Source organism: Nonomuraea sp. NPDC050451, from assembly GCF_044458585.1.
The window spans coordinates 30931-51843 of record NZ_JBITHZ010000025.1 but is presented as its reverse complement, the minus strand read 5'-3'; the positions used below and the strand labels follow the sequence as shown (position 1 = coordinate 51843).

Annotated in this window: 19 protein-coding genes; 11 read left to right on the top strand and 8 right to left on the bottom strand. The window is 70.2% G+C overall.

Going from position 1 to position 20913, the window contains the following annotated elements; translation table 11 throughout:
- Window positions 1-24: 24 nt before the first annotated feature.
- From ACIBI9_RS46310 to ACIBI9_RS46300, 3 genes are read left to right on the top strand one after another with little or no spacing between them, the layout of a single operon-like run.
- Window positions 25-903: a carbohydrate ABC transporter permease gene (locus ACIBI9_RS46310; RefSeq protein WP_397232641.1), complete on the top strand. Its 879-nt coding sequence runs from the start codon at window positions 25-27 to the stop codon at window positions 901-903.
- Window positions 900-1733: a carbohydrate ABC transporter permease gene (locus ACIBI9_RS46305; protein WP_397232639.1), complete on the top strand. Its 834-nt coding sequence runs from the start codon at window positions 900-902 to the stop codon at window positions 1731-1733. Before ACIBI9_RS46310 ends, ACIBI9_RS46305 begins: the two co-directional genes overlap by 4 nt.
- Window positions 1730-3607, top strand: coding sequence for a glycoside hydrolase family 127 protein (locus ACIBI9_RS46300; protein WP_397232637.1), 1878 nt, complete (start codon window positions 1730-1732; stop codon window positions 3605-3607). Before ACIBI9_RS46305 ends, ACIBI9_RS46300 begins: the two co-directional genes overlap by 4 nt.
- Here ACIBI9_RS46300 and ACIBI9_RS46295 read toward each other — a convergent pair.
- The 3 genes from ACIBI9_RS46295 to ACIBI9_RS46285 all read right to left on the bottom strand — a co-directional run bounded on the left by ACIBI9_RS46295 (window position 3555) and on the right by ACIBI9_RS46285 (window position 5278).
- Window positions 3555-4613 carry a LacI family DNA-binding transcriptional regulator gene (locus ACIBI9_RS46295; RefSeq protein ID WP_397232635.1) on the bottom strand — a complete coding sequence of 353 codons (1059 nt, stop codon included), beginning with the start codon at window positions 4611-4613 and terminating at the stop codon, window positions 3555-3557. The two genes, ACIBI9_RS46300 and ACIBI9_RS46295, sit on opposite strands and share 53 nt — an antisense overlap.
- Before the next feature lie 55 nt (window positions 4614-4668).
- Window positions 4669-4791 carry a hypothetical protein gene (locus ACIBI9_RS46290; protein ID WP_397232633.1) on the bottom strand — a complete coding sequence of 41 codons (123 nt, stop codon included), beginning with the start codon at window positions 4789-4791 and terminating at the stop codon, window positions 4669-4671.
- A 136-nt stretch (window positions 4792-4927) separates the two neighbouring features.
- Entirely contained in the window at window positions 4928-5278 is a 351-nt protein-coding gene (locus ACIBI9_RS46285) for a hypothetical protein (protein WP_397232631.1), read from the bottom strand.
- Between the two features lie 56 nt (window positions 5279-5334).
- Here ACIBI9_RS46285 and ACIBI9_RS46280 point away from each other — a divergent pair, with 56 nt between their 5' ends.
- A complete protein-coding gene (locus tag ACIBI9_RS46280; protein ID WP_397232629.1) occupies window positions 5335-6282 on the top strand; it encodes a hypothetical protein in 948 nt (315 codons plus the stop codon).
- Window positions 6283-6540: 258 nt separating this feature from the next.
- Window positions 6541-7734, top strand: coding sequence for an NAD(P)/FAD-dependent oxidoreductase (locus ACIBI9_RS46275; RefSeq protein ID WP_397232627.1), 1194 nt, complete (start codon window positions 6541-6543; stop codon window positions 7732-7734).
- A 25-nt stretch (window positions 7735-7759) separates the two neighbouring features.
- Here ACIBI9_RS46275 and ACIBI9_RS46270 read toward each other — a convergent pair whose 3' ends face one another.
- Window positions 7760-8725 carry a DUF5937 family protein gene (locus ACIBI9_RS46270; protein WP_397232625.1) on the bottom strand — a complete coding sequence of 322 codons (966 nt, stop codon included), beginning with the start codon at window positions 8723-8725 and terminating at the stop codon, window positions 7760-7762.
- A 69-nt stretch (window positions 8726-8794) separates the two neighbouring features.
- Between ACIBI9_RS46270 and ACIBI9_RS46265 the strand changes: the two genes are divergently transcribed.
- Together ACIBI9_RS46265 and ACIBI9_RS46260 are read left to right on the top strand one after the other, a co-directional pair.
- Entirely contained in the window at window positions 8795-9637 is an 843-nt protein-coding gene (locus tag ACIBI9_RS46265; RefSeq protein WP_397232623.1) for an alpha/beta fold hydrolase, read from the top strand.
- An 11-nt stretch (window positions 9638-9648) separates the two neighbouring features.
- A complete protein-coding gene (locus ACIBI9_RS46260) occupies window positions 9649-9993 on the top strand; it encodes a serine hydrolase (protein ID WP_397232621.1) in 345 nt (114 codons plus the stop codon).
- A gap of 144 nt (window positions 9994-10137) precedes the next feature.
- On the opposite strand, the gene ACIBI9_RS46255 is transcribed toward ACIBI9_RS46260, so the two are convergent.
- Window positions 10138-10599, bottom strand: a complete 462-nt coding sequence (locus ACIBI9_RS46255) for a MerR family transcriptional regulator (RefSeq protein WP_397232619.1) — start codon at window positions 10597-10599, stop codon at window positions 10138-10140.
- Between the two features lie 78 nt (window positions 10600-10677).
- Here ACIBI9_RS46255 and ACIBI9_RS46250 point away from each other — a divergent pair, with 78 nt between their 5' ends.
- On the top strand, window positions 10678-12135 hold the full coding sequence (locus ACIBI9_RS46250; protein ID WP_397232617.1) for an MFS transporter: 1458 nt from the start codon (window positions 10678-10680) through the stop codon (window positions 12133-12135).
- Window positions 12136-12356: 221 nt separating this feature from the next.
- Here the strand turns inward: ACIBI9_RS46250 and ACIBI9_RS46245 are convergent, their stop codons facing one another.
- Window positions 12357-15743, bottom strand: a complete 3387-nt coding sequence (locus ACIBI9_RS46245) for a SpoIIE family protein phosphatase (protein WP_397232615.1) — start codon at window positions 15741-15743, stop codon at window positions 12357-12359.
- 293 nt (window positions 15744-16036) lie between these two features.
- Here ACIBI9_RS46245 and ACIBI9_RS46240 point away from each other — a divergent pair, with 293 nt between their 5' ends.
- From ACIBI9_RS46240 to ACIBI9_RS46230, 3 genes are read left to right on the top strand one after another with little or no spacing between them, the layout of a single operon-like run.
- On the top strand, window positions 16037-17428 hold the full coding sequence (locus tag ACIBI9_RS46240; protein ID WP_397232613.1) for an ABC transporter substrate-binding protein: 1392 nt from the start codon (window positions 16037-16039) through the stop codon (window positions 17426-17428).
- Entirely contained in the window at window positions 17429-18361 is a 933-nt protein-coding gene (locus ACIBI9_RS46235; RefSeq protein ID WP_397232611.1) for a carbohydrate ABC transporter permease, read from the top strand.
- Window positions 18358-19182, top strand: a complete 825-nt coding sequence (locus ACIBI9_RS46230) for a carbohydrate ABC transporter permease (protein ID WP_397232609.1) — start codon at window positions 18358-18360, stop codon at window positions 19180-19182. Before ACIBI9_RS46235 ends, ACIBI9_RS46230 begins: the two co-directional genes overlap by 4 nt.
- A 205-nt stretch (window positions 19183-19387) precedes the next feature.
- Here ACIBI9_RS46230 and ACIBI9_RS46225 read toward each other — a convergent pair whose 3' ends face one another.
- Both ACIBI9_RS46225 and ACIBI9_RS46220 read right to left on the bottom strand, forming a co-directional pair.
- The gene (locus ACIBI9_RS46225; RefSeq protein ID WP_397232607.1) at window positions 19388-20302 is read right to left on the bottom strand and encodes an NAD-dependent epimerase/dehydratase family protein; all 915 of its coding nucleotides are present in this window, start codon (window positions 20300-20302) and stop codon (window positions 19388-19390) included.
- A 129-nt stretch (window positions 20303-20431) separates the two neighbouring features.
- Complete coding sequence (locus tag ACIBI9_RS46220) at window positions 20432-20887, bottom strand: MarR family winged helix-turn-helix transcriptional regulator (RefSeq protein WP_397232605.1); 456 nt, start codon at window positions 20885-20887, stop codon at window positions 20432-20434.
- Window positions 20888-20913: the final 26 nt, after the last annotated feature.

Sequence of the window (20913 nt, the reverse complement as noted above, 5' to 3'; positions counted from 1 at the left end):
CCCTGTTCCCCAAGAGGAGCTGTCATGCGCCACGGCCCGCGCGGCCGCCTGGTGGGATTCGCCTACCTGGCACCGGCTCTGCTCTTCGTGCTCGCCTTCACCGCCTATCCCCTGGTGCAGATGGCCTGGATGTCGTTGCACAACTGGTCCCTGCTGTCGCCGCCGAGATTCGTCGGGCTCGCGAACTACGAGCGGGCTTTCGACGACACCCAGTTCTGGGTCTCCTTCCGCTTCACCCTGCTCTACACCGCGCTCATCACCCCGTTCCTCATCGTCGGCGGCTACCTGCTGGCGCTGCTCACCGCCCGGAACACCGCCCTGCGCCGGCTCACCCGCACGGTGGTCTTCATCCCGGTCGTGATCGGTCTCGGGGTGTCGAGCCTGCTCTGGTACTGGCTGTTCAGCGCCGATTTCGGCCTGGTGAACCGGGCCCTGCAGGATCTGGGGATCATCGACGAGCCCGTGCTGTGGCTGGGGGTGGACGCCGGCGTCTCCAACTTCGCGATCAGCGCCTCCGTGGTCTGGAAGGTGATCGGCTTCGGGATGATCCTGTTCGTCGCCGCCATCCAGGCCGTGCCGACGGACGTGATCGAGGCGGCCCTCGTCGACGGGGCGAGCCACCGGCAGCGCGTCACCCGGGTGATCCTGCCGCTGACCCTGCGCACCGTCCTGCTGGTGAGCCTGGTGAGCGTGATCGGCTCGCTGCTCGCGTTCGACCAGTTCTACATCATGACCGCCGGCCAGCCGGGCAACGAGACGGCGACCTCGGTCTTCTACATCTACCTGAATTCCTTCCCGTACCTGAAACTCGGGTACGGCGCCGCCCTGTCGATGATTCTCGCCTTCACGACCCTCGTCTTCACCCTGATCCAGCTGCTGCTGGCCCGGCGGAGCCACCAGTGAAGGGACGCGGAAAATACCTGGTGGCGGCCGTTTGTCTCGCCGTCTGCGCCGTCATGCTGATGCCGCTGGCCATGTCGGTCCTCGCCTCGGTGAAACCCGCCGAGGAGGCGGCCGCCTCTCCCCCGACCTATCTCCCACACGGGCTCAGCTTCGACAGCTACACGCGGCTGTGGAATTACCAGGAGGGCCTGCCGGTCTACCTCGCCAACAGCTTGGGCACGGCGTTGCTGGCCATCGTCCTCACGCTGCTGCTGGCCGTTCCCGCGGCCTACGCGCTGGCGCGTTTCCCCCTCCCGGGCAAAGAAGCCATCTTCGTGGTGCTGCTGCTCGCGCTGATCATTCCTTACCAGGCTCTGCTCACGCCGATGTTCCTCATGTTCGCGAAGATCGGCCTGACCAACTCGCTGCTCGGCCTCGCGATCCTGCACACCGCCATCCAACTGCCGTTCAGCCTGTACGTGCTGCGCAACAGCTTCAGCGCCGTACCGAGGGAATTGGAGGAGGCGGCCATCATGGACGGCTCATCGTCGTGGGAGGCGTTGCGCTGGGTCTTCATCCCCGCGGCTGTGCCCGCGATCGTCACCACAGCGCTCTTCGCCTTCATCACGTCGTGGAACGAATTCCTCGGCGCGCTCGTGCTGATGAGCCGCAGCTCCAAGTTCACGCTGCCGCTGATCCTCGCCACGTCCAGAACGGAGACCAGCCTCGGCGGCACCGACTGGGGCATGCTGCAGGCCGGCGTCACCATCTCGATCATCCCGTGCGTCCTCGTCTATTTCTCGCTTCAGCGGTACTACGTGTCAGGTCTGATGAGCGGAGCCATCAAATGAACGCAGGCAGCGTGTGGCCGACCGCGGCGGCGAACTCCCGGCTGCGCCCGATCGAGGCGTCCGGCGTGGAGATCGTCGGCGGGTTCTGGGCGCGGCGGCAGCGGCTCAACCGCGAGAGGACGATCCCGCACGGCTTCGACCGGCTCCAGCGGTGCGGGGCACTGGACAACCTCCGGCTGGCCGCCGGCGGGCAGGGGTGGTACCAGGCCGAGGCCGACAGCGGCGGCTCGACCCTTCCGTTCCTCGACTCCGACGTCTACAAGTGGCTCGAAGGCGTCGGCTGGGAGCTGGCTCGTGGCGCGGACCCGGCGCTGGGCGCCGCGGCGGAGGAGGCGATCGGGGTGGTGACGGCGGCGCAGCGACCCGACGGCTATCTCAACAGCTTCGTCCAGGTGGTCCGGGGTGGCGCCCCCTATGGTGATCTGGCCTGGGGGCACGAGTTCTACTGCGTGGCGCACCTGGTCCAGGCCGCGATCGCCTGGCATCGGGGGCTCGGTGACGACCGGCTGCTCACCGTCGCCACGCGCGCCGTGGCCCACATCGACGCCGAGTTCGGCGCGCAGGGCAGGACCGGCATCGACGGGCATCCCGGGATAGAGATGGCGCTCGTGGAGCTCGCCCGGGTCACGGGTGAGGAGCGCCATCTCAAGCTCGCCGAGCGGATGCTCGGGCTGCGCGGGCAGGGGCTGATCGGCCAGGGGCGCTTCGGGGCCGAGTACTGGCAGGACCACGAGCCCGTGCGCGAGGCGGCGACCGTTGCCGGGCATGCCGTACGCCAGCTCTATCTGGACTGCGGCGCCGTCGACGCCGCCGTGGAACTCGGCGACGCGGAGCTGCTGGCCGCCGTTCGGCACCGCTGGAGCGATCTGGCCCGCAGCCGGACCTACCTCACCGGAGGGACGGGCAGCCGGCATCGCGACGAGGCCTTCGGCGACCCCTACGAGCTGCCTCCCGACCGTGCCTACACCGAGACGTGCGCGGCCATCGCGAGCGTGATGCTGGCCTGGCGCCTCCTGCTCGCCACCGGCGAGCCGGAATACGCCGACGCGATCGAGCGCGCCATGTTCAACGGAGTGCTCTCCGGGGTCTCGCTCTCGGGCGAGGAATTCTTCTACACCAACCCGCTGCAGCGGCGTACCCACCGCGCCGCAGAACCGGTCGGGCACAGCCGTCGCGCCCCGTGGTACGCGTGCGCCTGCTGCCCGCCCAATCTCATGCGCCTGTTCAGCTCCTGGCACCACTACCTGGCCACCGCTGACGAGGACGGCATCCAGATCCACCAGTACGCCGACGCCGACCTGACGGTGGGAGACGTCCGCCTCGCGATCCGGACGGAGTACCCGTGGCAGGGCCGCGTCACCGTCCGCATTGTCCGGACGCCGGATCGGCCGTGGACGCTCTCTTTGCGGGTGCCGGCATGGAGCCGCTCGGCCGCCGGCCCGTCGGTCCGGCATTCACGCCAGTGGAACGCGGGCGACAGCGTCGTACTCGACCTGGAGCCGGCGATCCGGGTCACCGTGCCCGACCGGCGCGCCGACGCGATCCGCGGCTGTGTCGCCGTCGAGCGCGGCCCCCTGGTCTACTGCCTGGAAACCGTCGACGCCCCGGCCGCCACGGAGCTGGAGGACCTGGCGTGGGACGACAGCCGCCGGCCCCAGGAGGTGCCGCGGCCCGACCTCGAACCTGCGATGATCGGCGTCGACGTCCCGGTCGTGGACCTGAACTCGACGGCACCCGTCGGCAATCTCACCGCCGGCGCGATCCCCTACTTCGCCTGGGCGAACCGGCGGGTGGAGGCGATGCGGGTCTGGATCCCGGTGATCAGCTCAGAGCCGGAGGCGCGGTCGAATCCCGCACGATCAGCGCCGGCTTGAATACCTCGAGAGCCGGCAGGCGCTGGGCCTCGGCCGGTTCCCGGGCCAGCGTGACCGCCTGCGTGACCGCGTGGCCGACGATCTCCGAGATCGGCATCCGTACGGTGGTCAGCGCCGGCACGGTGTGCGACGACATCAGGATGTCGTCGAAGCCGACGACCGACAGGCGGTCCGGCACTGCCCGGCCCAGGCTGTGCGCGGCGTGCAGCACGCCCATCGCCACCACATCGGTCGAGGCGGCGACCGCCGTGGGCGGGTCGGGCCGGTCCATCAGTCGCCGCAGCGCGGCATCGCCGCCGGCCATGGTGTTCGGGCAGCGCTCGGCATAGCCCGGCGGCACGGCGCCGAACCGATCACGCATGAACTCGAGATAGGCGGCCTCCCGCACCCGATATTCGTTGGGCAGCTCCGCATTGACGAAGGCGATCCTCTCGTGCCCGAGGGACACCAGATGGCTCAGCCCGGCCCGGATGCCGACCCGGTCGTCCACGTCGACGGTCGGGAACTCGCGCGGGCTCGTGCCCTGCCAGAGCGCGACCACCGGCACGATCGAGTTGCGCAGGTCGGCCAGGAGCTGCGGATGCTCCTGCATGTCACCGAGCAGTATCACGGCATCGGTGTGCCGGGTCTCCAGAACCGTGGTCAGCGAGACCGCCTTGTCGCCCGCCCGGCCCGGCACGTGTCCCAGCACGACGTTGTAGCCGTGCGCCATCGACTCGACGACGAGCACCTCTATCACCCCGGCGAAGAAGGGGTCGCTGAAGTCGCGCACCACGGCGCCGATGAGGTTGGTCGACGCACCGCGCAGCCCGCGGGCCAGCGGGTTGGGCCGGTAGCCCAGCTCCCGGGCCGTCCGCAGCACCCGCTGGCGCGTCTCCGGGGCGATGGGCACGGCGGTGGGCGCGCCGCTGAGGACACGGGACACGGTGCTCTGCGAGACGGCCGCCGCAGCCGCGATGTCACGCATGGTGGGCACGGGCCGCTTGGCCGGCTGCTCTTCAGACATCGAGACGACACTACATCACGATGCAGGCATACGATTGCGCCGCCCGTGGCCGCCGCTACGTCGCGGGCAGATTCACGGTCATCCACATGGGCCGGTGGTCGGAGGACTCGACCGGAGACCCCGGTACGCCGCAGGTGTGCGTGATGCCCGGCTGGGTGAACAGGTAGTCCAGCTTCACGGTCGCGTCGTTGTCGTGCGGGGTGGTCGTGTAGTACGTCCCGGGACCGGTACGCGGGGAGGACTGATCGGCTGCTGGGCGCGGAAGCTGCCGGTGGGGTCCTCGCCGCCGTTGCTGAAGTGCGCGTTGCAGAGCTTCACCAGCCAGGATTCGACGGTGGCACACACGGCCACCCGCCATTCGTCCCCTCCGCCGAGGGCAAATACTTGATTCCGTACCAGGTGTTCTCGTCGGGCACGGCGATCGCGATGCCGTAGTCACCGCGGCCGCGAACGCACTGCTTGTTGGGCGCGGCCGCCGGGTCGGTGCCCCGCTTGATCTTGATGGGCGCGAAGCGCACGTCCCATCCGCTTCCGTAGTGGGCCTCCAGCTCGCGTTCGAGCGGCTTGGCGAAGGAACTGCAGAACTCCTGGATGATGGCCGCGTCCATGGGGGCGCCGTGACCCAGCATGTGCCACCTGACGGCCGCGATCAGCGCCACCGCCACCGTCGCACAGTCACCGGCTTGACTCTGACACCGTGCGAGGCGGCACGGTGCAGGCCATGTCTGTCACTTATGTCGGCTCCGGGCCGTACTGCTACGCCAACTCCCTCGCGATGATCCTCGGTGACGAGGCACCGCCTCCGGCCGTGATCGAGGTCCTGACGGGCTCCCCCTACGGAATGCAGCTGATCGGCGGGCGCCTTCCGCTGTTCGACCCGTTCGGCTGGGATCCCGAGCTCGGGCTCGACGCCGCGATCGGCCTGCTCGGCTGGGAGTGCGAGCGCGTGGACGGCGGAACGGCCGAGGCGGCGCTCGACCGGCTGCACCGGGCCTGCCAGGACGGTCCGGTGCTGGCCGGGCCACTCGAGCTCGGCCTGCTGTCGTACCAACCCGGTTCGGGCAAGGCGGTCGGCGCCGACCACTACGTGGTGGTGCTGGAGGTGGACGACGACATCGTGCTCGTGCACGACCCGCAGGGCTACCCGTACGCCACGCTGCAGGTCGACGCCTTCGCCGAGGCGTGGCAGGCGGAGCTGATCCCCTACCTGAAGCAGCCGTTCCGGATGCGGTACGGATTCACCCGGCACGAGCAGGTCACCCCGGTGGAGGCGCTGCGCCGTTCACTGCCCGCCGGGCCGGCCTGGCTGGCCGGCCGGACGGACGTGGAGGTCCCTCCCGGCACGCTGGGGCAGGCAGCAGCCGCCGAGCGCACCGCCCGGCTGGTGGAGGAGGGACTGGACCCCGAGATCAGGCTGCTCTGGCAGGCGTTCGCCGTACGGGTGGGCGCCCGCCGCCTCAACGACCTCGCCGCCTGCTTGTCGTCCCTCGGCCTCGACGCGGGCGCGGCCATAGCCGTGGAGCAGGCCCGCATCGTCGGAGGGCTGCAGGGTCCCCTCATGTCGGGCGACGACGTGGCGCTCGCGGACGGCCTGCGCCGGCTGGCTCCGACGTACGAACGGCTGCGCGCCGCCCTGATCGCCGGCGGGGAGGCGTCCCCGGGAGCATGAGCAGCCACCGCGACTACTGCGGTCCCGTCGTCCACGGCCGAAGCCGTCGGTTCCTTCGGTCGCAGCTGCCCTTACCCGTTCGACAAGACAGCGCAGTGAACTGTGAGGTCGGCGCGTCGCCTCACATTCCGGGGCGCTGCGCTGTCGGATCAGTGAGACACCGTCCAGCAGGCGGACAGCGTCCACCGGCGGGTGCGCGGATCGCCGGCCACTTCGTGATGAAGACCCCTCACTGAGATCGAGAAGGGAAACCTCGCCATGTCCACTCCCGAACACCCCACCCTCCACAAGATCGTCGTCATCGGCGGCGGTTACGCCGGAACGCTCGCGGCCAACCATCTGCGGATGCGTGCCGACGTCGAGATCACCCTGGTCAATCCCCGCCCGGAGTTCGTCGAACGCGTACGGCTGCACCAGTTCGTGGCCGGCACCGGTGAGGCCACGGTGGACTACGGCACGCTGCTCGGCGAAGGCATCCGGCTGGTCGTCGACAGCGCCACGCGCATCGACACCGCCACCCGCACGGTGCGGCTGGCGTCGGGCGGTGCGCTGGACTACGACCACGTCATCTACGCCGTAGGCAGCACCGGGGCGATACCGTCGTCGGTGCCCGGCGCGGCCGAACTCGCGTACGACCTCGCCGAACTCGAGCCCGCGCAGCGGCTGCGCGCCAGGCTGGCGGAGCTGCCCCTCGATGCTCCGGTCACCGTGGTCGGCGGCGGGTTGACCGGCATCGAGACGGCCGCCGAGCTGGCCGAGCAAGGACGCGCGGTCACGCTGGTGTGCGGCCGGGCCCTGGCGCCGTCATTCGGCTCGTCCGCTCGCCGAGCCGTGGCCACGTGGCTGTCCCGCCACCGGGTCGCGGTGCTCGAGACCGACGTGGTGCGCGAGGTCCGGCCGGACGCGGTCGTCCTCGCCGACGGCGGGATACGTGCGAGCGCGGTGACCATCTGGGCGGGCGGTTTCGGCGTGCCGCAGTTGGCGGTCGCGAGCGGGCTGCGTACCGACGCGCTCGGCCGGCTGCTCACCGACGAGACGCTGACCAGCCTCGACGACGACCGCATCGTCGCGACCGGCGACGCCGCCGCCCCGTCCGGACGGCCGCTGCGGATGAGCTGCTACGCCGCCGGCCCGCTCGGGGCACAGGCCGCCGACACCGTGCTGAGCCGCATCGCCGGGACCGAACCGGCGGTGATCGGCCTGGCCTTCTCGGGGGCGTGTGTCAGCCTCGGCCGGCACACCGGTGTCCGACAGCTCGCCCGCAAGGACGACACCGCGGTGAACCTCTACGTCGGCGGCCGCATGGGCGCGGCGATCAAGGAGGTGACCTGCAACTTCGCGGTGAAGAGGATCCGCCGCGAGGCCCGCAGGCCGGGTTCCCTCATCTGGCTGAAGGGCGGCCCGCGTCCCGAGCAGCCGGCCCCCGCTCCGCGAGGCGCCACGACGCCGTGAGCACCGGCGGGCATGCCGGATCCCCTTATGGGGCTGAGATGCCCAACAGGTGGTCGGCCCGTTCCGTACGCAGGTGAAGCGCTGTCCGCCCCTTGCGATGCGTCGACACGAGACCCGCCCCTCGCAACGCGCCCAGATGTTGCGAGACCGCGCTTGGGGTGATGCCCAGGCGGGCGGCCAGAGCCGCGGTCGTCAAGGGGTCGGCCAAGGCGGCGAGCAGCGCCGCCCTCGTGTGCCCCAGCACCGGGGCCAAGCCCGCCAGCGCCGGCGGGGGCGGCTCCCAGAGCAGGCCGACGCCCACCGCCGGGTAGCGGATCGACGCGGCGGCGACCGGCGACTTGTCGACGCCCACGTTCGGCCAGTTGAAGATGCTGGGCAGCAGGACCAGGCCATGCCCGCCGGCGTCCACCGTGTAGACGGCATGCGAGGTGCGCCGGCCGTGCACCACCAGTTGGCCGCCGTCCCAGGCGATATCCCGGTGCAGCTCGGCGAACAGCGCCTGGACCCCGCCGTCCACCAGGGTGAGCGCCCGCTTGGCGACGTCGGCGTCCAGCACCGCCTGCATCCGGCCCCACTGCGGAGCGATCAGCAGCTCGTGGCAACGGTGGAGCGCCTGCGCCAGCCGCGGCAGCACCGCCGCCGGCTCGGGGACCTCCTCGGCCGGAACACCCACAACCGCTCCGTACTCGCGCCGGAAGAAGAGCTCCCCCGTGGCCCGCAGCACCTCCAGCTCCATGGCGATCGAAGGCAGCCGCTCCTGCGGCACCGGGAACAGGAACGACGGCATCGGTCCGGCGACAAGCGCCCGCAGCAGCGGCAGCTCGCGCTCATCCGCGATCAGCGGACGTGCCCTGCGCACCCAGGGCTGGTGCACCGCGTGCCCGCCCGTACCCAGCAAGATCCGGAGCGCGAGCACCGTCTCCCCCAGCGGCGAGACGGCGAACCGCACTCTGGCGACCGACGCCGCAGTGAACCTGATCTCGACCGCCATCCGCGCCGCCCATCATGTAGCTGTGGCTGAACGATAGCCATCACTTGCCGTCACCCCCAGGCTGCGGGCATGGAATTCTTCACCTCGTACGACGGCACCAAGCTGAGCTACCACATGTCCGGGGACGGCGCACCGGTGGTCTGCCTGCCCGGCGGGCCGACGGCCTCCGCCTACCTCGGCGACCTCGGCGGTCTGTCCGCGCACCGGCAGTTGATCCTGCTGGACCCGCGGGGCACCGGCCGGTCCGAGACCCCTCAGGGCACCGCGTCCTATCGCTGTGACCGGCTCGTCGCCGACGTGGAGGCCCTACGCGCGCACCTGAGCCTGGACCGGATGGACCTGCTCGCGCACTGCGCCGGCGCGAATCTGGCCGTGCGATACGCGGCCCGCCATCCGCAGCGCGTCAGCAGACTCGCGCTGATCACACCGAGCGTACGAGCCGTCGGCATCGCGATCGCAGGTGACCTCCGGCGCGAGACGGCTCAGCTGCGCCGAGACGAGCCGTGGTTCCCGGAGGCGTTCGCGGCCCTCGAAGCGATCGTGGCGGGCAAGGCCACGAACGACACCTGGCAGGCCGTCGCGCCGTTTTCCTACGGCCGGTGGGACGAGGCAGCCCAGGCCCATCACGCGGCTGACGCGGAGCGGCAGAACCCGGAGGTCATGACGGCCTTCGGTGCCCCAGGCGCCTTCGACCCGGACGCCACACGCACCGCGCTCGCCCGGTTCGCGGCGCCCGTACTGCTGCTCGCCGGAGAGGTCGATCCGGGAGCACCTCCTCCGGCCATGGCCGAGTTCGCCGGGCTGTTCCCGAACGCCGAACTCGTCGTTCAGCCCCGAGCCGGACACTTCCCGTGGCTCGACGACGCCGACCGGTTCGTGTCCACCGTCGCGGCGTTCCTGGGGTCGGCGTAGCACCGGCGGCAGTGACCCGTCCGTACGCAGCCGTCGGCTCCGCCGCCCTCGGCGGTCCTGCGATGACCAGGGATTCCATCTTCCGCCTCGCCTCGATCACCAAGCCCGTCACGGCCGCGGCCGTCATGATGCTGATCGAGGACGGCCTGATCGCGCTGGAGGACCCGATCGGCCGGTCGCTGCCCGACTTCCTGGCCGAGCGGCTGTTCGAGCCGCTGGGCATGACCGACACCGCCTTCCACGTCCCGGCGCGGTGGGCATCGCTCGCATCGACCCGTGGAACGTCCCCGGCCGCTACGGCCGGGTGGGCGGCACCAGCACCTCGGCCCACACCATCCCCTCCACCGGCACCGTGACCATCCTGCCCACCCAGGTCGCGGCCGACAGCCCGATCCCGGCCCCATGGCTGCGCGACTTCTGGCGCTACGCCGCCGCCTGGACCGCGGGAGCCAGGCGAGGCATGCGACCCCAAGGCGACGGTCCTTGGCCTGGGAACCTGCTCAGCCGGAATCCGCCGGGCGGCCTGGCGCCCACAGCCGGTCGGCGTCACCTGCGGCGAGCCGGCCTCGGTAGACGTCGATCTTGTGGTCGATGAGCCTGAGGTTCTCCTGTATCTCCGCGAGCTTGGCGATCATGTCGGCGCGGTGGGTCTCCAGGAGAGCGAGTCGTTCCTGCTCGTTGCCGTACCCGGCGGACACGAGCTCGGCGTAGCGCCGGATGGTCTTGATGGGCATGCCGGTGGCCCGCAGCTTCGTGCAGATGGTGATCCACTCGAGATCGAGCTGGTGATAGCGCCGGCGACCGCCGGCCGTGCGGCCGACGGGGGTGACGACCAGGCCGGCGCGTTCGTAGTAGCGCAGGGTGTGCACGCTGACTCCCGTGCGGCGGGCGGCCTCGGCGATGCTCAGGCCCGCCTCGGGGACAGCAGGCCCGTGTTTCGGCGGCCGATTGACTTCGAGCACGCTCTAAATCCTAGCGTCGAGTCAGTCACCGAATCTCCGCACTGCCGATCGCCGGCAGTGTCCTGCGATTGGATCCGCATGCCCGAATTGAGGCGACGCCGCCGATTCCTGGTGCTCGCGATCTGCTGTGCCAGCATCGTCGTCGTGGTGATGGACATCTCCATCGTCAACGTCGCGCTGCCCGCGATCCGCCGCGATCTGCACGCCTCGGAGTCCGACCTGCAGTGGACGGTCGACGCCTACACCCTGGTTCTGGCCGGCTTCCTCGTACTCGCGGGCTCCACCGCCGATCGGATCGGCCGCCGGCGGGTCTTCCAGGTCGGCCTCGCCGCCTTCGGGGCCGGCTCACTCCTGTGTGGCCTGGCGCCGAGCATCGGCTGGCTGATCGCGGCCCGGGCGCTGCAGGCCGTCGGCGGCACGATGCTCAACCCGGTGGCGCTGGCGATCACCGCCGACACGTTCCCGGACCCGGCCGAGCGGGCCAGGGCCATCGGCGTGTTCGGCTCGATGTCCGGCCTGTCGCTGGCGCTGGGTCCCATCCTCGGCGGCGCCCTGGTCGACGGCTTCGGCTGGCGCTCCGTCTTCTGGATCAACGTGCCGATCGTGGCCGCCGCGATCGTGTGCGCCGCGCTGTTCGTGCCCGAGTCGCGCGCCGCCCGGGCGCGCCGGTTCGATCCGGTGGGCCAGACTCTGGTGGTCCTGGTGCTCGGCAGCGTCGTCTACGCGATCATCGAGTCCAAAGGGCTGGGCTGGAGCTCACCGGTCATCCTCGGCCTGCTCGCCGTCGCCGTACTGGGTGTGCTGGGCATCCTCGGCTACGAGCCACGCCGTGCCGACCCGCTGCTGGACCTGCGGCTCTTCCGCAGCGTGCCGTTCAGCGCGGCGATCCTGATGGCGCTCTTCGCCCTGTGCGGGTTCAGCTCGTTCCTGTTCGTCTCCACGCAGTACCTGCAGGACGTACGCGGCATGTCGGCGCTGGCAGCCGGGCTGTGCATGCTCCCGGTCGGGCTGCTGGTCGTGGTGCTCTCGCCGCGCACCGGCCGACTGGTCGGCGCGCGCGGTCCCAAGCTCCCGCTGATGGTCTCCGGGGCCGCGCTGGCCCTGGGCGGCGCCACGTCGCTCTGGCTCCAAGCGGCGACCCCGCTGCCGGCCGTACTCGCGACCTATCTGCTGTTCGGAATCTTCCTGGGCACCGTCAACCCACCCATCACCAACACGGCGGTCTCCGGAATGCCCCGCTCGATGGCCGGGGTGGCCGCCTCATTGGCCTCCACCGGCCGGCAGACCGGCACCACCCTGGGCGTCGCGATCGCCGGAGCCATCGTGGGACCGGCCCTGGCCCACGGCGGAACGGCCTACACCAGCGCGGAGCACGGCGTGTGGTGGCTGGCACTCGGGCTCGGCTCCGGCATCCTGATGCTCGCGCTGCTCAGCACCGGGCGCCGGGCCATGGGCACCGCCGCGCGGGCGGCGGCACTGTTCGAGGAGGTGGACCATGGTCCGGAGTCTCGAACCGCCTCCCCACGCCGCCGATGATCGGCAGGAGCATCTACGACCCTGCGGATTGGATGCCCCGGCCGTCTTCAGCACGGCCGGGGCACTGCCGCGGGGCAGCCGATCGCTCCCCCTTGAACCGCCTACCCCACATGTCCAGATCAAGCGTTTTTGTCCGCTTTTCAGTAGGGAGATCCAGATCGAGGTGGCCAGCGCTCGGGCCGCGGCCGTGCGCGGGGGCCGCCTTCCGACTGTCACCACGTTCATGCTGGGGGTTGCAAGATCAGCGCGAGCATCGCCACGTCGTCATGAGCGGTGTCGATCCGCATCGCTGTCACCAAGTTCTCGCAGAGCGCCTCGGGGACATGCTGGACGGCCATACTCCGGCACAGCTGGGTCAGGCGATCGTCGAGGAGGTCGGCGGGCGTTTCCACCAGGCCGTCGGTGTAGAGCAGGAGCGTGGACCCGGCGGGGAGTGTGAAGGTCTCGGTGGTGTAGCGGAAGTTCGGGTCCACCCCGAGGGCGAGGCCATGGTGCACGGGCAGCGGCTCCGCCACGCCGTCGCCGCCGGCCAGCAGGGGCGGCAGGTGGCCGGCGTTGGCGAGCTCCAGCCGGCCGTTGGCAGGGTCGTAGAGCGCGTGGCACATGGTGGTGAGGCCGTGCTGGCCGCCCGCGGTGAGGAAGAGGCTGAGTCCTTCCAGCAGCGCGGCAGGAGACATGCCGTCCAGAGTGTAGGCGCGGGTGGCGCTGCGCAGCTGTCCCATCAGCGCCGCGGCCTCCACGCCCTTTCCCATGACGTCGCCGATGGTGAGACTGATGCGGCCGTCCGGCAACTCCACGGCGTCATACCAGTCACCGCCCACCTGATGGCCCGCGGCACCGGGAAGGTACAGGCTCACCAGCCTGCCGTATTCCAGCACGGGCAAGGACGGTGGCAGCAAAGATCGCTGCAGGCGGACGGCGATGCGGCGCTGGCGTGCGTAGCGTGCCGCGTTGTCCAATGCCTGGGCAGCGCGGTCGAGCAGCTCGGCCAGGTAGGGCCGTTCGCGGGGATCGTGTCCCGCTCGGGTCAGGCCGGCCAGACACACGACGCCGACGTGCCTGTCACGATGCGTCAGGTGCGTCACCCGCCGATCCCGCTCCTCAACGTCGGCGAAACCGAACCGGGGTGGTTCGCTGCTGTCCTCAGCACTGTCCTCGGTGCTGTGGGCCAGATACAGCGCTCTTCGATCCGGTTCCTCCGGATCGGGCTGCAGCCAGATGGCGCAGCTGCCGGCATAGGCGGGCACGAGCTGCTCTGCCAGGATGCCGCTGATGCGGAGGGGATCGAGGCTGGCGTTCAGCTGCTGGCTGATGTCGGCCAGCTTCTGGATGCGGTCGGCCGCGTCCAGGCGCTGGCGTGCGGTCTCCAGATGGGTGCGGACCCGGGCGACCAGTTCGGCCGTGGTGAAGGGCTTGACGAGGTAATCGTCGGCGCCGGCGTCCAGGCCTTCGATCGCGGACTCCTGGCCGGCACGCGCCGAGATCATGATCACGGGGATGTGCCGGGTGTTCTCATCTGCGCGCAACGCCTTCAGCAGGCCGAACCCGTCCAGGTACGGCATCATCACATCGGTGAGCACCAGGTCGGGCACGGCGTGGCCGACCGCCTCCAGGGCCTGGCGTCCATCGGCGACGCTGCGCACGCGCCAGTGTGGCGACAACACGCGCGTCAGGTAGGCACGCATGTCGGCGTTGTCGTCCACAAGCAGCACCTCCGGGCCCTCGGCCTGCCCGGCCGCGTCCTGCGGTGTCCAGCTCAGTGCCTCCTGCAGGTAGGCGCGAGCCGCCTGCTGACCGTCGGCCGTGGCCGCCGGCGGCGCGTCAAGCTCGGCGGCCTCCGGCTCGCCGGCCTGGGCGGGACCGGCCGATGCCGTCGGGGGCTGGTCAGTGCCGTACGGCAGCAGCACGGTGAAGGCGGAGCCGACTCCTAAGGTGCTGTCGGCCTCGATCGTTCCGCCGTGCAACTGGACGAGCTCACGGACCAGGGACAGGCCGATGCCGCTGCCCTCCCCGCTTCGGGCCGCGGTTCCCGAGACGCGATGGAACCGGTCGAACAGGCGGGGCACATCGTTCGCGGGGATGCCGACTCCCGTATCGGCCACGACCAGGCGCACGTGATCGCCGAGCGCGCGCAGGCTCACCGTGATCTCGCCGTCGAGAGTGAATTTGAAGGCGTTGGACAGCAGATTGAGAGTAATTTTCTCCCACATATCCGGATCGACGAGGACCGGCAGCGGCAGCGGCGGACAATCGATGCTCAGCCGCAGCCCGCCTCGCTCGACCGGCACCTGGAACAGGCCGGCCAACTCGGAGGTGAGCGCCGCCAGGTCGACCGGCTCCAGACGGGGACGCATCTGTCCGGCTTCGGCGCGGGAGAAGTCCAGCAGCGTATTGACCAGTTTGAGCAGCCGCAACGCGCCACGGTGAATCAGCTGGAGGCGTTCGCGGTCGTCCTGGCCCCAGGCATCCCCCTCCAGCAGGTCCTCCACGGGTCCCAGCAGCAGCGTCAGCGGGGTGCGGAACTCGTGGCTGATATTGGAGAAGAACATCGTCTTGGCCCTGTCCAGCGCCGCCAGCTGTTCGGCGCGGTGCCGCTCGGCCTCGAACGCGGTCGCGTTCGCGATGGCCGCGGACACGTGATCGGCCATCAGAGCGGCGAAGTTGCGGCAGGACTCATCCAGCGGCCGGCCGCTGTTGACCCCGGCCACCAGCAGCCCGGCCGGCTCCTCGGCGCCCGGCCGGGCGATCGGCAGGACCAGCGCCCGCACAGGTGCGTCGAAGCCGGCGCGGCCGAGCGCCGTCAGCAGCGGCGCGCCGGGGTAGGCCACCTCGACGATTCCGGCACGGGCCGCCGCCAGCGACCACGGAACATCCTGTCCCTCCAGGTCCACACGAGTCGGGCTCAGCTCGCCGCCCGGCGTCAGCCCGACCGTGCCGGCGAGCTCGGCCCGCTCGCCCTCCAGCAGGTAGAGCAGGGCGAAGGGAACGTCGGCGGGGTTGCGCGACAACACCCGGGCGGCTTGCTCGCACACCTGGGCCGCCGAAGGGCTTGCCGTGATGGACCGCTCGCCCAGCTCCCGCACCGTTGCCAGCCGCCGCTCGGCCACCACGCTCTGGGTCGTCTCGGTGACCGCGCAGAACACCCCACCCACCCCGCCGGACTCGTCCCGGATCGGACTGTAGGAGAAGCGGAAATACCCCTCCTCCCGGAACCCCGACCGCTCCAGAACCAGCAGCAGGTCATGCGCGTACGTGGCCTTGCCCTCGTACAGCACCTGCCCCAGCATCGGCCCGATGGTCGGCCAGATCTCCCGCCAGCACTCCTCCGCAGGCTGCCCCAGCGACAGGGGATGTTTGGTGCCCAGCACCGACAGATAGGCGTCGTTGTACACCAGCGCCAGTCGCGGCCCCCAGAAGATGACCATCGGGAACGCCGAGGTAAGGCAAATGCTCAGCGAACTACGCAGGCTCTGCGGCCACCCGTCCATCCCGCCGAAGGGAGTGGCGGCCCAGTCGTGCTCGCGCATCAGCGCGCCCACCGATCCGCCCGCTGCCAGCAACGCCTCCATCCCCGGGTCCGGTACCGTACCGCCTTCACGTAGGTCCATCTGGTACCGCCCTTGGGGATAGGTCGCGCTGGAAAGGACCAGCGTGCCCGCTGCCGCGGGACTCGGCCGGCAGCCGGAGCCCTGGCCGTCACCGCCGGCACGCTAAACAGATCGTACGGTCCCGGACAGGATGATCGAGGAGACGGGGATCCGGACTCCGGTCCCCGAGCCACGCGCCGGCCACCGCGGCCGGGAAGGCGAAGCGAGCTTTTCGGCGTGTACGTAACCTGGGCCTGGGCAGGGGTTTCGGGCGCCAAGCCGGGCGCATCGCTCGAGTGGAGGCGAACCCCCTGATGCGAAGTGCGATCGTCCGCTGGTCCGTTCTACCGGTGTCACTCGCCCTGACGCTCACCGCGTGCGCCAGGGGCACCGGGGGCGCCGCGGGCACGTCTCCCTCGGCCGGCCAGTTCAACCCCGGCGCCACGTACGGCGGCACCATCACCATCATGGGCTTCGGCGGCGAGGACGAGATCGGCTCGACCCGTGTCGAGCTGGCCGAGAAGTCGCTGGGCGGGGCGCAGGTCGAGATCGTCAAGGGCGACCTCGACCTCCAGCAGTTCCTGTCGGCCGTGGCCGCCGGCGACCCGCCTGACCTGATCTACGCCAACCGCGACCAGATCGGCACGTTCGCCTCCCGGGGCGCGATCGTCCCGCTGACGTCGTGCGTCGAGGGCGAGGGGATCGACGTCTCGATGTACAACAAGAGCGCTCTCGCGCAGGTCACGTTCGGCAACGAGGTCTGGGCCGTCCCCGAGTTCAACATGGTCCAGATCACGATGGCCAACGCCGACCTGCTCAGGGAGGCGGGACTGACCGTCGGCGACGTCAACGGCTCCGCCTGGGACCGGATCACCGCCGCCGCCCGGAAGCTCCACAAAGCACCGGGGGGCAGATTGCAGGGGGTCGGCTTCGACAGCAAACTCCCGGAGTTCCTGCCCCTGTGGGCCAAGGCCAACGGCGCCGACCTGCTCTCCCCCGACGGCAGGACCGCCCGCCTCAACAGCCCCCAGGTGGTCCGGGCGCTGGAGTTCGCCGTCGGCGTCTACGCCGCCCAGGGCGGCTTCGCCAAGGTCAAGGCCCTGCGCGACGCGGCGGACTTCTTCGGCAAGGGCAACCAGTTCGCCCGGAACGGGCTCGGCGCCATGCCGATGGAGCAGTGGTACGTCAACGTGCTCAACGACGTTTCGCCCAAGGCGCCGCTGGTGTTCGACACGTTCCGCACGCCGCAGGGGCGGCCGCTGGCCTACTCCTCCGGCTCGGCGTGGGCCATCCCCGAGGGCGCGAGGAACCCCGGAGCCGCCTGCCGCTTCGCCAAGACCATGACGCTCGTCGAGTCGTGGAAGGCCGCCGCGCAAGCCCGCCTCGGCAAACGCAAGGCCCAGGGCAAGCCGTTCACCGGCGTCCTCACCGGCAACGTCAGGGCCGACGCGGAGATCGAGAAGATGCTCACCTCGGGCGGCGAGCCGTGGGACTCCGGCGTCAAGGCGTTCTACGAGGCCGACAAGCACACCTTCAGCCTTCCCGCCAACCCGGCGGACGCCGAGTTCAAGACCGCTTGGCAGGACGCGGTGAACCGGGTGCTCAACGGCCAGGAGGAGCCGAAGGCGGCGCTCGACAGGGCTCAGATCGACGCGCAGAAGGCCCTGGACAAGGCGTGGGCCGGCTGGACGAAGCGTACGAACTAGATGTCCGCCTCGAGTGCCCGAGCGCAACGGCCGCGGTCCCTGCGGTGGATCGAGACCCGGGCGGCGCTGCTGTTCATCAGCCCCTGGATCATCGGCTTCCTGATCTTCACCGCGTGGCCGGTCGCCAACAGCGCCTACCTGTCGCTGACCGACTACGACGTCATCAACGACCCGTCGTTCGTCGGCCTGGACAACTATGTCGCCCTCTTCGAGGACCCGAAGGTGGGGCTGGCGTTGCGCAACACGTTCGTCTACACGGTGATGTCCGTGCCCGCCCAGCTGGTCGTCTCGTTGGGGCTGGCGCTGCTGCTCAACGGTGCCACCCGGGCGGCCGGTTTCTTCCGTACGGCGTTCTTCCTGCCCAAGATGACCCCGCCGGTCGCGATAGGCATCCTGCTGCTGATGTTGTTCAACGGCCAGAGCGGCCTGGTCAACGGCTTTCTCGGGATCTTCGGCATCGACGGGCCCGCCTGGACGACCGACCCCGACTGGGTCAAACCGGGCCTGGTGCTGATGAGCCTGTGGACCGTCGGCGCGTCGGTGGTCATCATCCTGGCCGCCCTGCGCGGCGTTCCCCAGGACCTGTACGACGCCGCCCTCGTGGACGGCGCCGGATGGTGGCGGCGCACCCTGCGCATCACCGTGCCGATGATCAGCCCGACGCTGTTCTTCCTGTTCATCGTGGACAGCATCAACGCCCTGCAGTCGTTCACCGAGGCCTACACCGCGTTCTTCGGAGCGGGCAACACCACCTACAGCAACGAGGCCGCCCTGTTCTACGTGATCTACCTGTTCCAGCAGGCGTTCGAGTTCCTGCACATGGGCTACGCCTCGGCGCTGGCCTGGGTGCTGTTCCTGGTGATCATGGCGGTCACCGCCGTGCAGATCCTGGTCACCAGGAGGTTCGTGCACTACGAAGGGCGAAACCCGTGAGGCGGCTCAGGAAGATCCTGACCTGGGCGGCGCTCAGCGCGTTCGCCGTCGCGTTCGTCTACCCCTTCGTCTGGCTGGTGAGCGCCTCCTTCAAGCCGCGCAGGGAGGTGTTCGACCACCGGATCCTGCCGGAGACGTTCACCTTCGACAACTACCTCCGGATCTGGCAGGAGGCGCCGCTGGCGCTGTGGATGTTCAACACGCTGCTGGTGACCGTGCTGGCCGCCACGACGGTGACGATCAGCAGCGCCATGGTGGCGTGGGGCTTCGCCTACTTCCGCTTCCCCGGCAGGAACCTGCTGTTCGGGGTCGTGCTGGCCACCATGATGCTGCCGGGCGCGGTCACCATGATCCCCGTCTTCCTCATCTGGAACTCGCTCGGCATGGTCGGAACGCTCACGCCGCTGTGGGCACAGAACCTGTTCGGCAGCGCGTTCTACATCTTCCTGCTGCGGCAGTTCTTCCTCGGGCTGCCGCGGGAGCCGTTCGAGGCGGCCAGGGTCGACGGGGCCGGCAACTGGACGATCTTCACCAGGATCGCGCTGCCGCTGTGCAGGCCCGCGGTCGTGGTCACGTTGCTGTTCGAGTTCCAGGCGGCCTGGACCGACCTCATGCGGCCGCTCATCTACCTGCGGGACGCATCGACCTTCACGGTGCCCCGGGGGCTGAAGGCGCTGCTCGACCAGTTCGGGTTCGGCGGCGAATGGCACTGGGAGGTCCTCATGACGGCCAGCGTGATCACCACGATCCCGATGATCATTATTTTCTTCCTCGGCCAGAAGCACTTCCTCCGCGGCATCGCGACGACGGGCGGCCGGTGACCCATGCCGGGCAGTCGGCCTGCTCGCCTGCCGTGGATGTCGGCTCCAGGTCACTCGTCCAGATTCGACGCGACGCTGTGCCCGCAGGAACTCCGATCGCTTTCCCGGTTTGACGACCATCCTGACGAGTGCTCCGTACATCAGACGCTCCTGATCTTGGCGGCGTCGTGCCGGCCGCTCTCTGCGGCCGGCTCCGGGCGGGGCGCTAGCGAGGGTTGTCGGCGCGCCAGGCGACGTAGTCGGCGACCGCCTTGGCGACGTCGAAGGCCGGTGCGAAGCCGGTGTCGTGGGTGAGCCGGGTGATGTCGAGATACGGGTTGTCGCCGGGGCCGGTCTGCCGTCCGGGCAGCAGGGCGATCGCGCGCCCGGCGTCGGGTGCGTAGCAGCTGTCGCCGCCGTCGTCGGCGTACAGCGACTGCGGCTGCTCACCGCGGAGCACGGCGCTGATGTACGGCGGGATGTGGTTGAACGGTGATTCCGGGTCCATCAGCGGTCCCCAGATGCTTCCGATCCGGAGCACGACCGGCTGGACCCCGGTGCCCTGGAGGCTGTGCGTGGCCAGTGGCTCGACCGCCTTCTTGAAGGCGACGATCAGGTGCGGCAGGTCCGCGGCGGGCAGCGCGAGCTCCTCGTGCCGGCGGGTCTCGCTCCGGCCGGCGTAGACGCCGAGGCTGCTCGCGACGGCGAACCTGCGCACGCCCCAGGTGCGGGCGGCGTCCAGCGCGTTGAGCAGGCCGGTCGTGTCCGTGCGGAAGTAGCGGACCGGGTCCTCGTCGGGGATGCTGCCGGCGAGGTGGACGATGTCGCTGATGTCGTGGCGATCGGCGAGGGCCAGCAAGGCGTCCCGGTCGGTGACGTCGAGGGACTCCACGCTGAATGGGTGGACCCCGGGATCTTGCGCTCCTTCCGGTTGCCCGGAAGTCTCCCGGCTTTGCCGCTCGACCGGCAGATGCCGATGTGGACTGTCAGCGGTGATATTTGCATCTGTTCCCGGAGGTCCCGCGGGTAGCGGGTGAGTCGAGCACTCCGTAGCCGGCGGATCCGGCGAACACGCCCAGCCCGGCCCACGTGCCGGGCGAGCGCGGACCTGCGCGCGGCCACCGGCCGCCACCCACCCCATCGGCGACACCATCACGGCCCCCGGTGTGCGGACTCGCGTCTACCCGGCAGCCGGGGGCACCCGCGGTGCGGAGCCGATCGGCCCCTCCGCGTCACCCGCCCCACCTCGCAGGCGACGACGTACAACCGCTCAGGAGTCGGATCGCAGGTGCTCGGCGGCCTCCTGGTAGGCCTGGGCGGCACGGTCGAAGTAGTCGAAGAGGAGCGCGCGCTGCTCGGCCGAGTAGCCGGCGACGATCTCGCCGACCTTCTGCCGGGCGGGGGCCATGACCTGGTCGAGCTCGGCGGGTTTGCCGATCGGTTCGACGATCACCTTGCGGCGGTCATCGGGCTCGGGGACGCGGCGGACGTAGCCGGCCTGCTCCAGCCGGTCGATGAGCCGGGTGGTCGGCCCGGTGGTCAGCCCGGTGCGCGCACCCAGCTCGCCGGGGGTCATCGGGCCGGCCAGCTCCAGGATGTTCAGCGCGTACAGATCCGTCGCGCCCAGGCCGCACGCTTTGGCGCTGGCGTGGCCGTGCAGCATCAACGCGCTGAGGTAGCGGCGGTAGGTACGGCTGGCGTCCGCCTGTGCCGGTGGAGTTGACACGTGATCCCCTACTCCCTAATCTCTTC

What these genes read in the sequence shown, in the direction of transcription:
- ACIBI9_RS46310 (WP_397232641.1), top strand. Translation starts at nt 25, where the DNA reads ATGCGCCACGGCCCGCGCGGCCGCCTGGTGGGATTCGCCTACCTGGCA.
- ACIBI9_RS46300 (WP_397232637.1), top strand. Translation starts at nt 1,730, where the DNA reads ATGAACGCAGGCAGCGTGTGGCCGACCGCGGCGGCGAACTCCCGGCTG.
- ACIBI9_RS46295 (WP_397232635.1), bottom strand. Translation starts at nt 4,613, where the DNA reads ATGTCTGAAGAGCAGCCGGCCAAGCGGCCCGTGCCCACCATGCGTGAC.
- ACIBI9_RS46280 (WP_397232629.1), top strand. Translation starts at nt 5,335, where the DNA reads ATGTCTGTCACTTATGTCGGCTCCGGGCCGTACTGCTACGCCAACTCC.
- ACIBI9_RS46275 (WP_397232627.1), top strand. Translation starts at nt 6,541, where the DNA reads ATGTCCACTCCCGAACACCCCACCCTCCACAAGATCGTCGTCATCGGC.
- ACIBI9_RS46270 (WP_397232625.1), bottom strand. Translation starts at nt 8,725, where the DNA reads ATGGCGGTCGAGATCAGGTTCACTGCGGCGTCGGTCGCCAGAGTGCGG.
- ACIBI9_RS46265 (WP_397232623.1), top strand. Translation starts at nt 8,795, where the DNA reads ATGGAATTCTTCACCTCGTACGACGGCACCAAGCTGAGCTACCACATG.
- ACIBI9_RS46250 (WP_397232617.1), top strand. Translation starts at nt 10,678, where the DNA reads ATGCCCGAATTGAGGCGACGCCGCCGATTCCTGGTGCTCGCGATCTGC.
- ACIBI9_RS46245 (WP_397232615.1), bottom strand. Translation starts at nt 15,743, where the DNA reads ATGGACCTACGTGAAGGCGGTACGGTACCGGACCCGGGGATGGAGGCG.
- ACIBI9_RS46240 (WP_397232613.1), top strand. Translation starts at nt 16,037, where the DNA reads ATGCGAAGTGCGATCGTCCGCTGGTCCGTTCTACCGGTGTCACTCGCC.
- ACIBI9_RS46235 (WP_397232611.1), top strand. Translation starts at nt 17,429, where the DNA reads ATGTCCGCCTCGAGTGCCCGAGCGCAACGGCCGCGGTCCCTGCGGTGG.
- ACIBI9_RS46225 (WP_397232607.1), bottom strand. Translation starts at nt 20,302, where the DNA reads ATGGGGTGGGTGGCGGCCGGTGGCCGCGCGCAGGTCCGCGCTCGCCCG.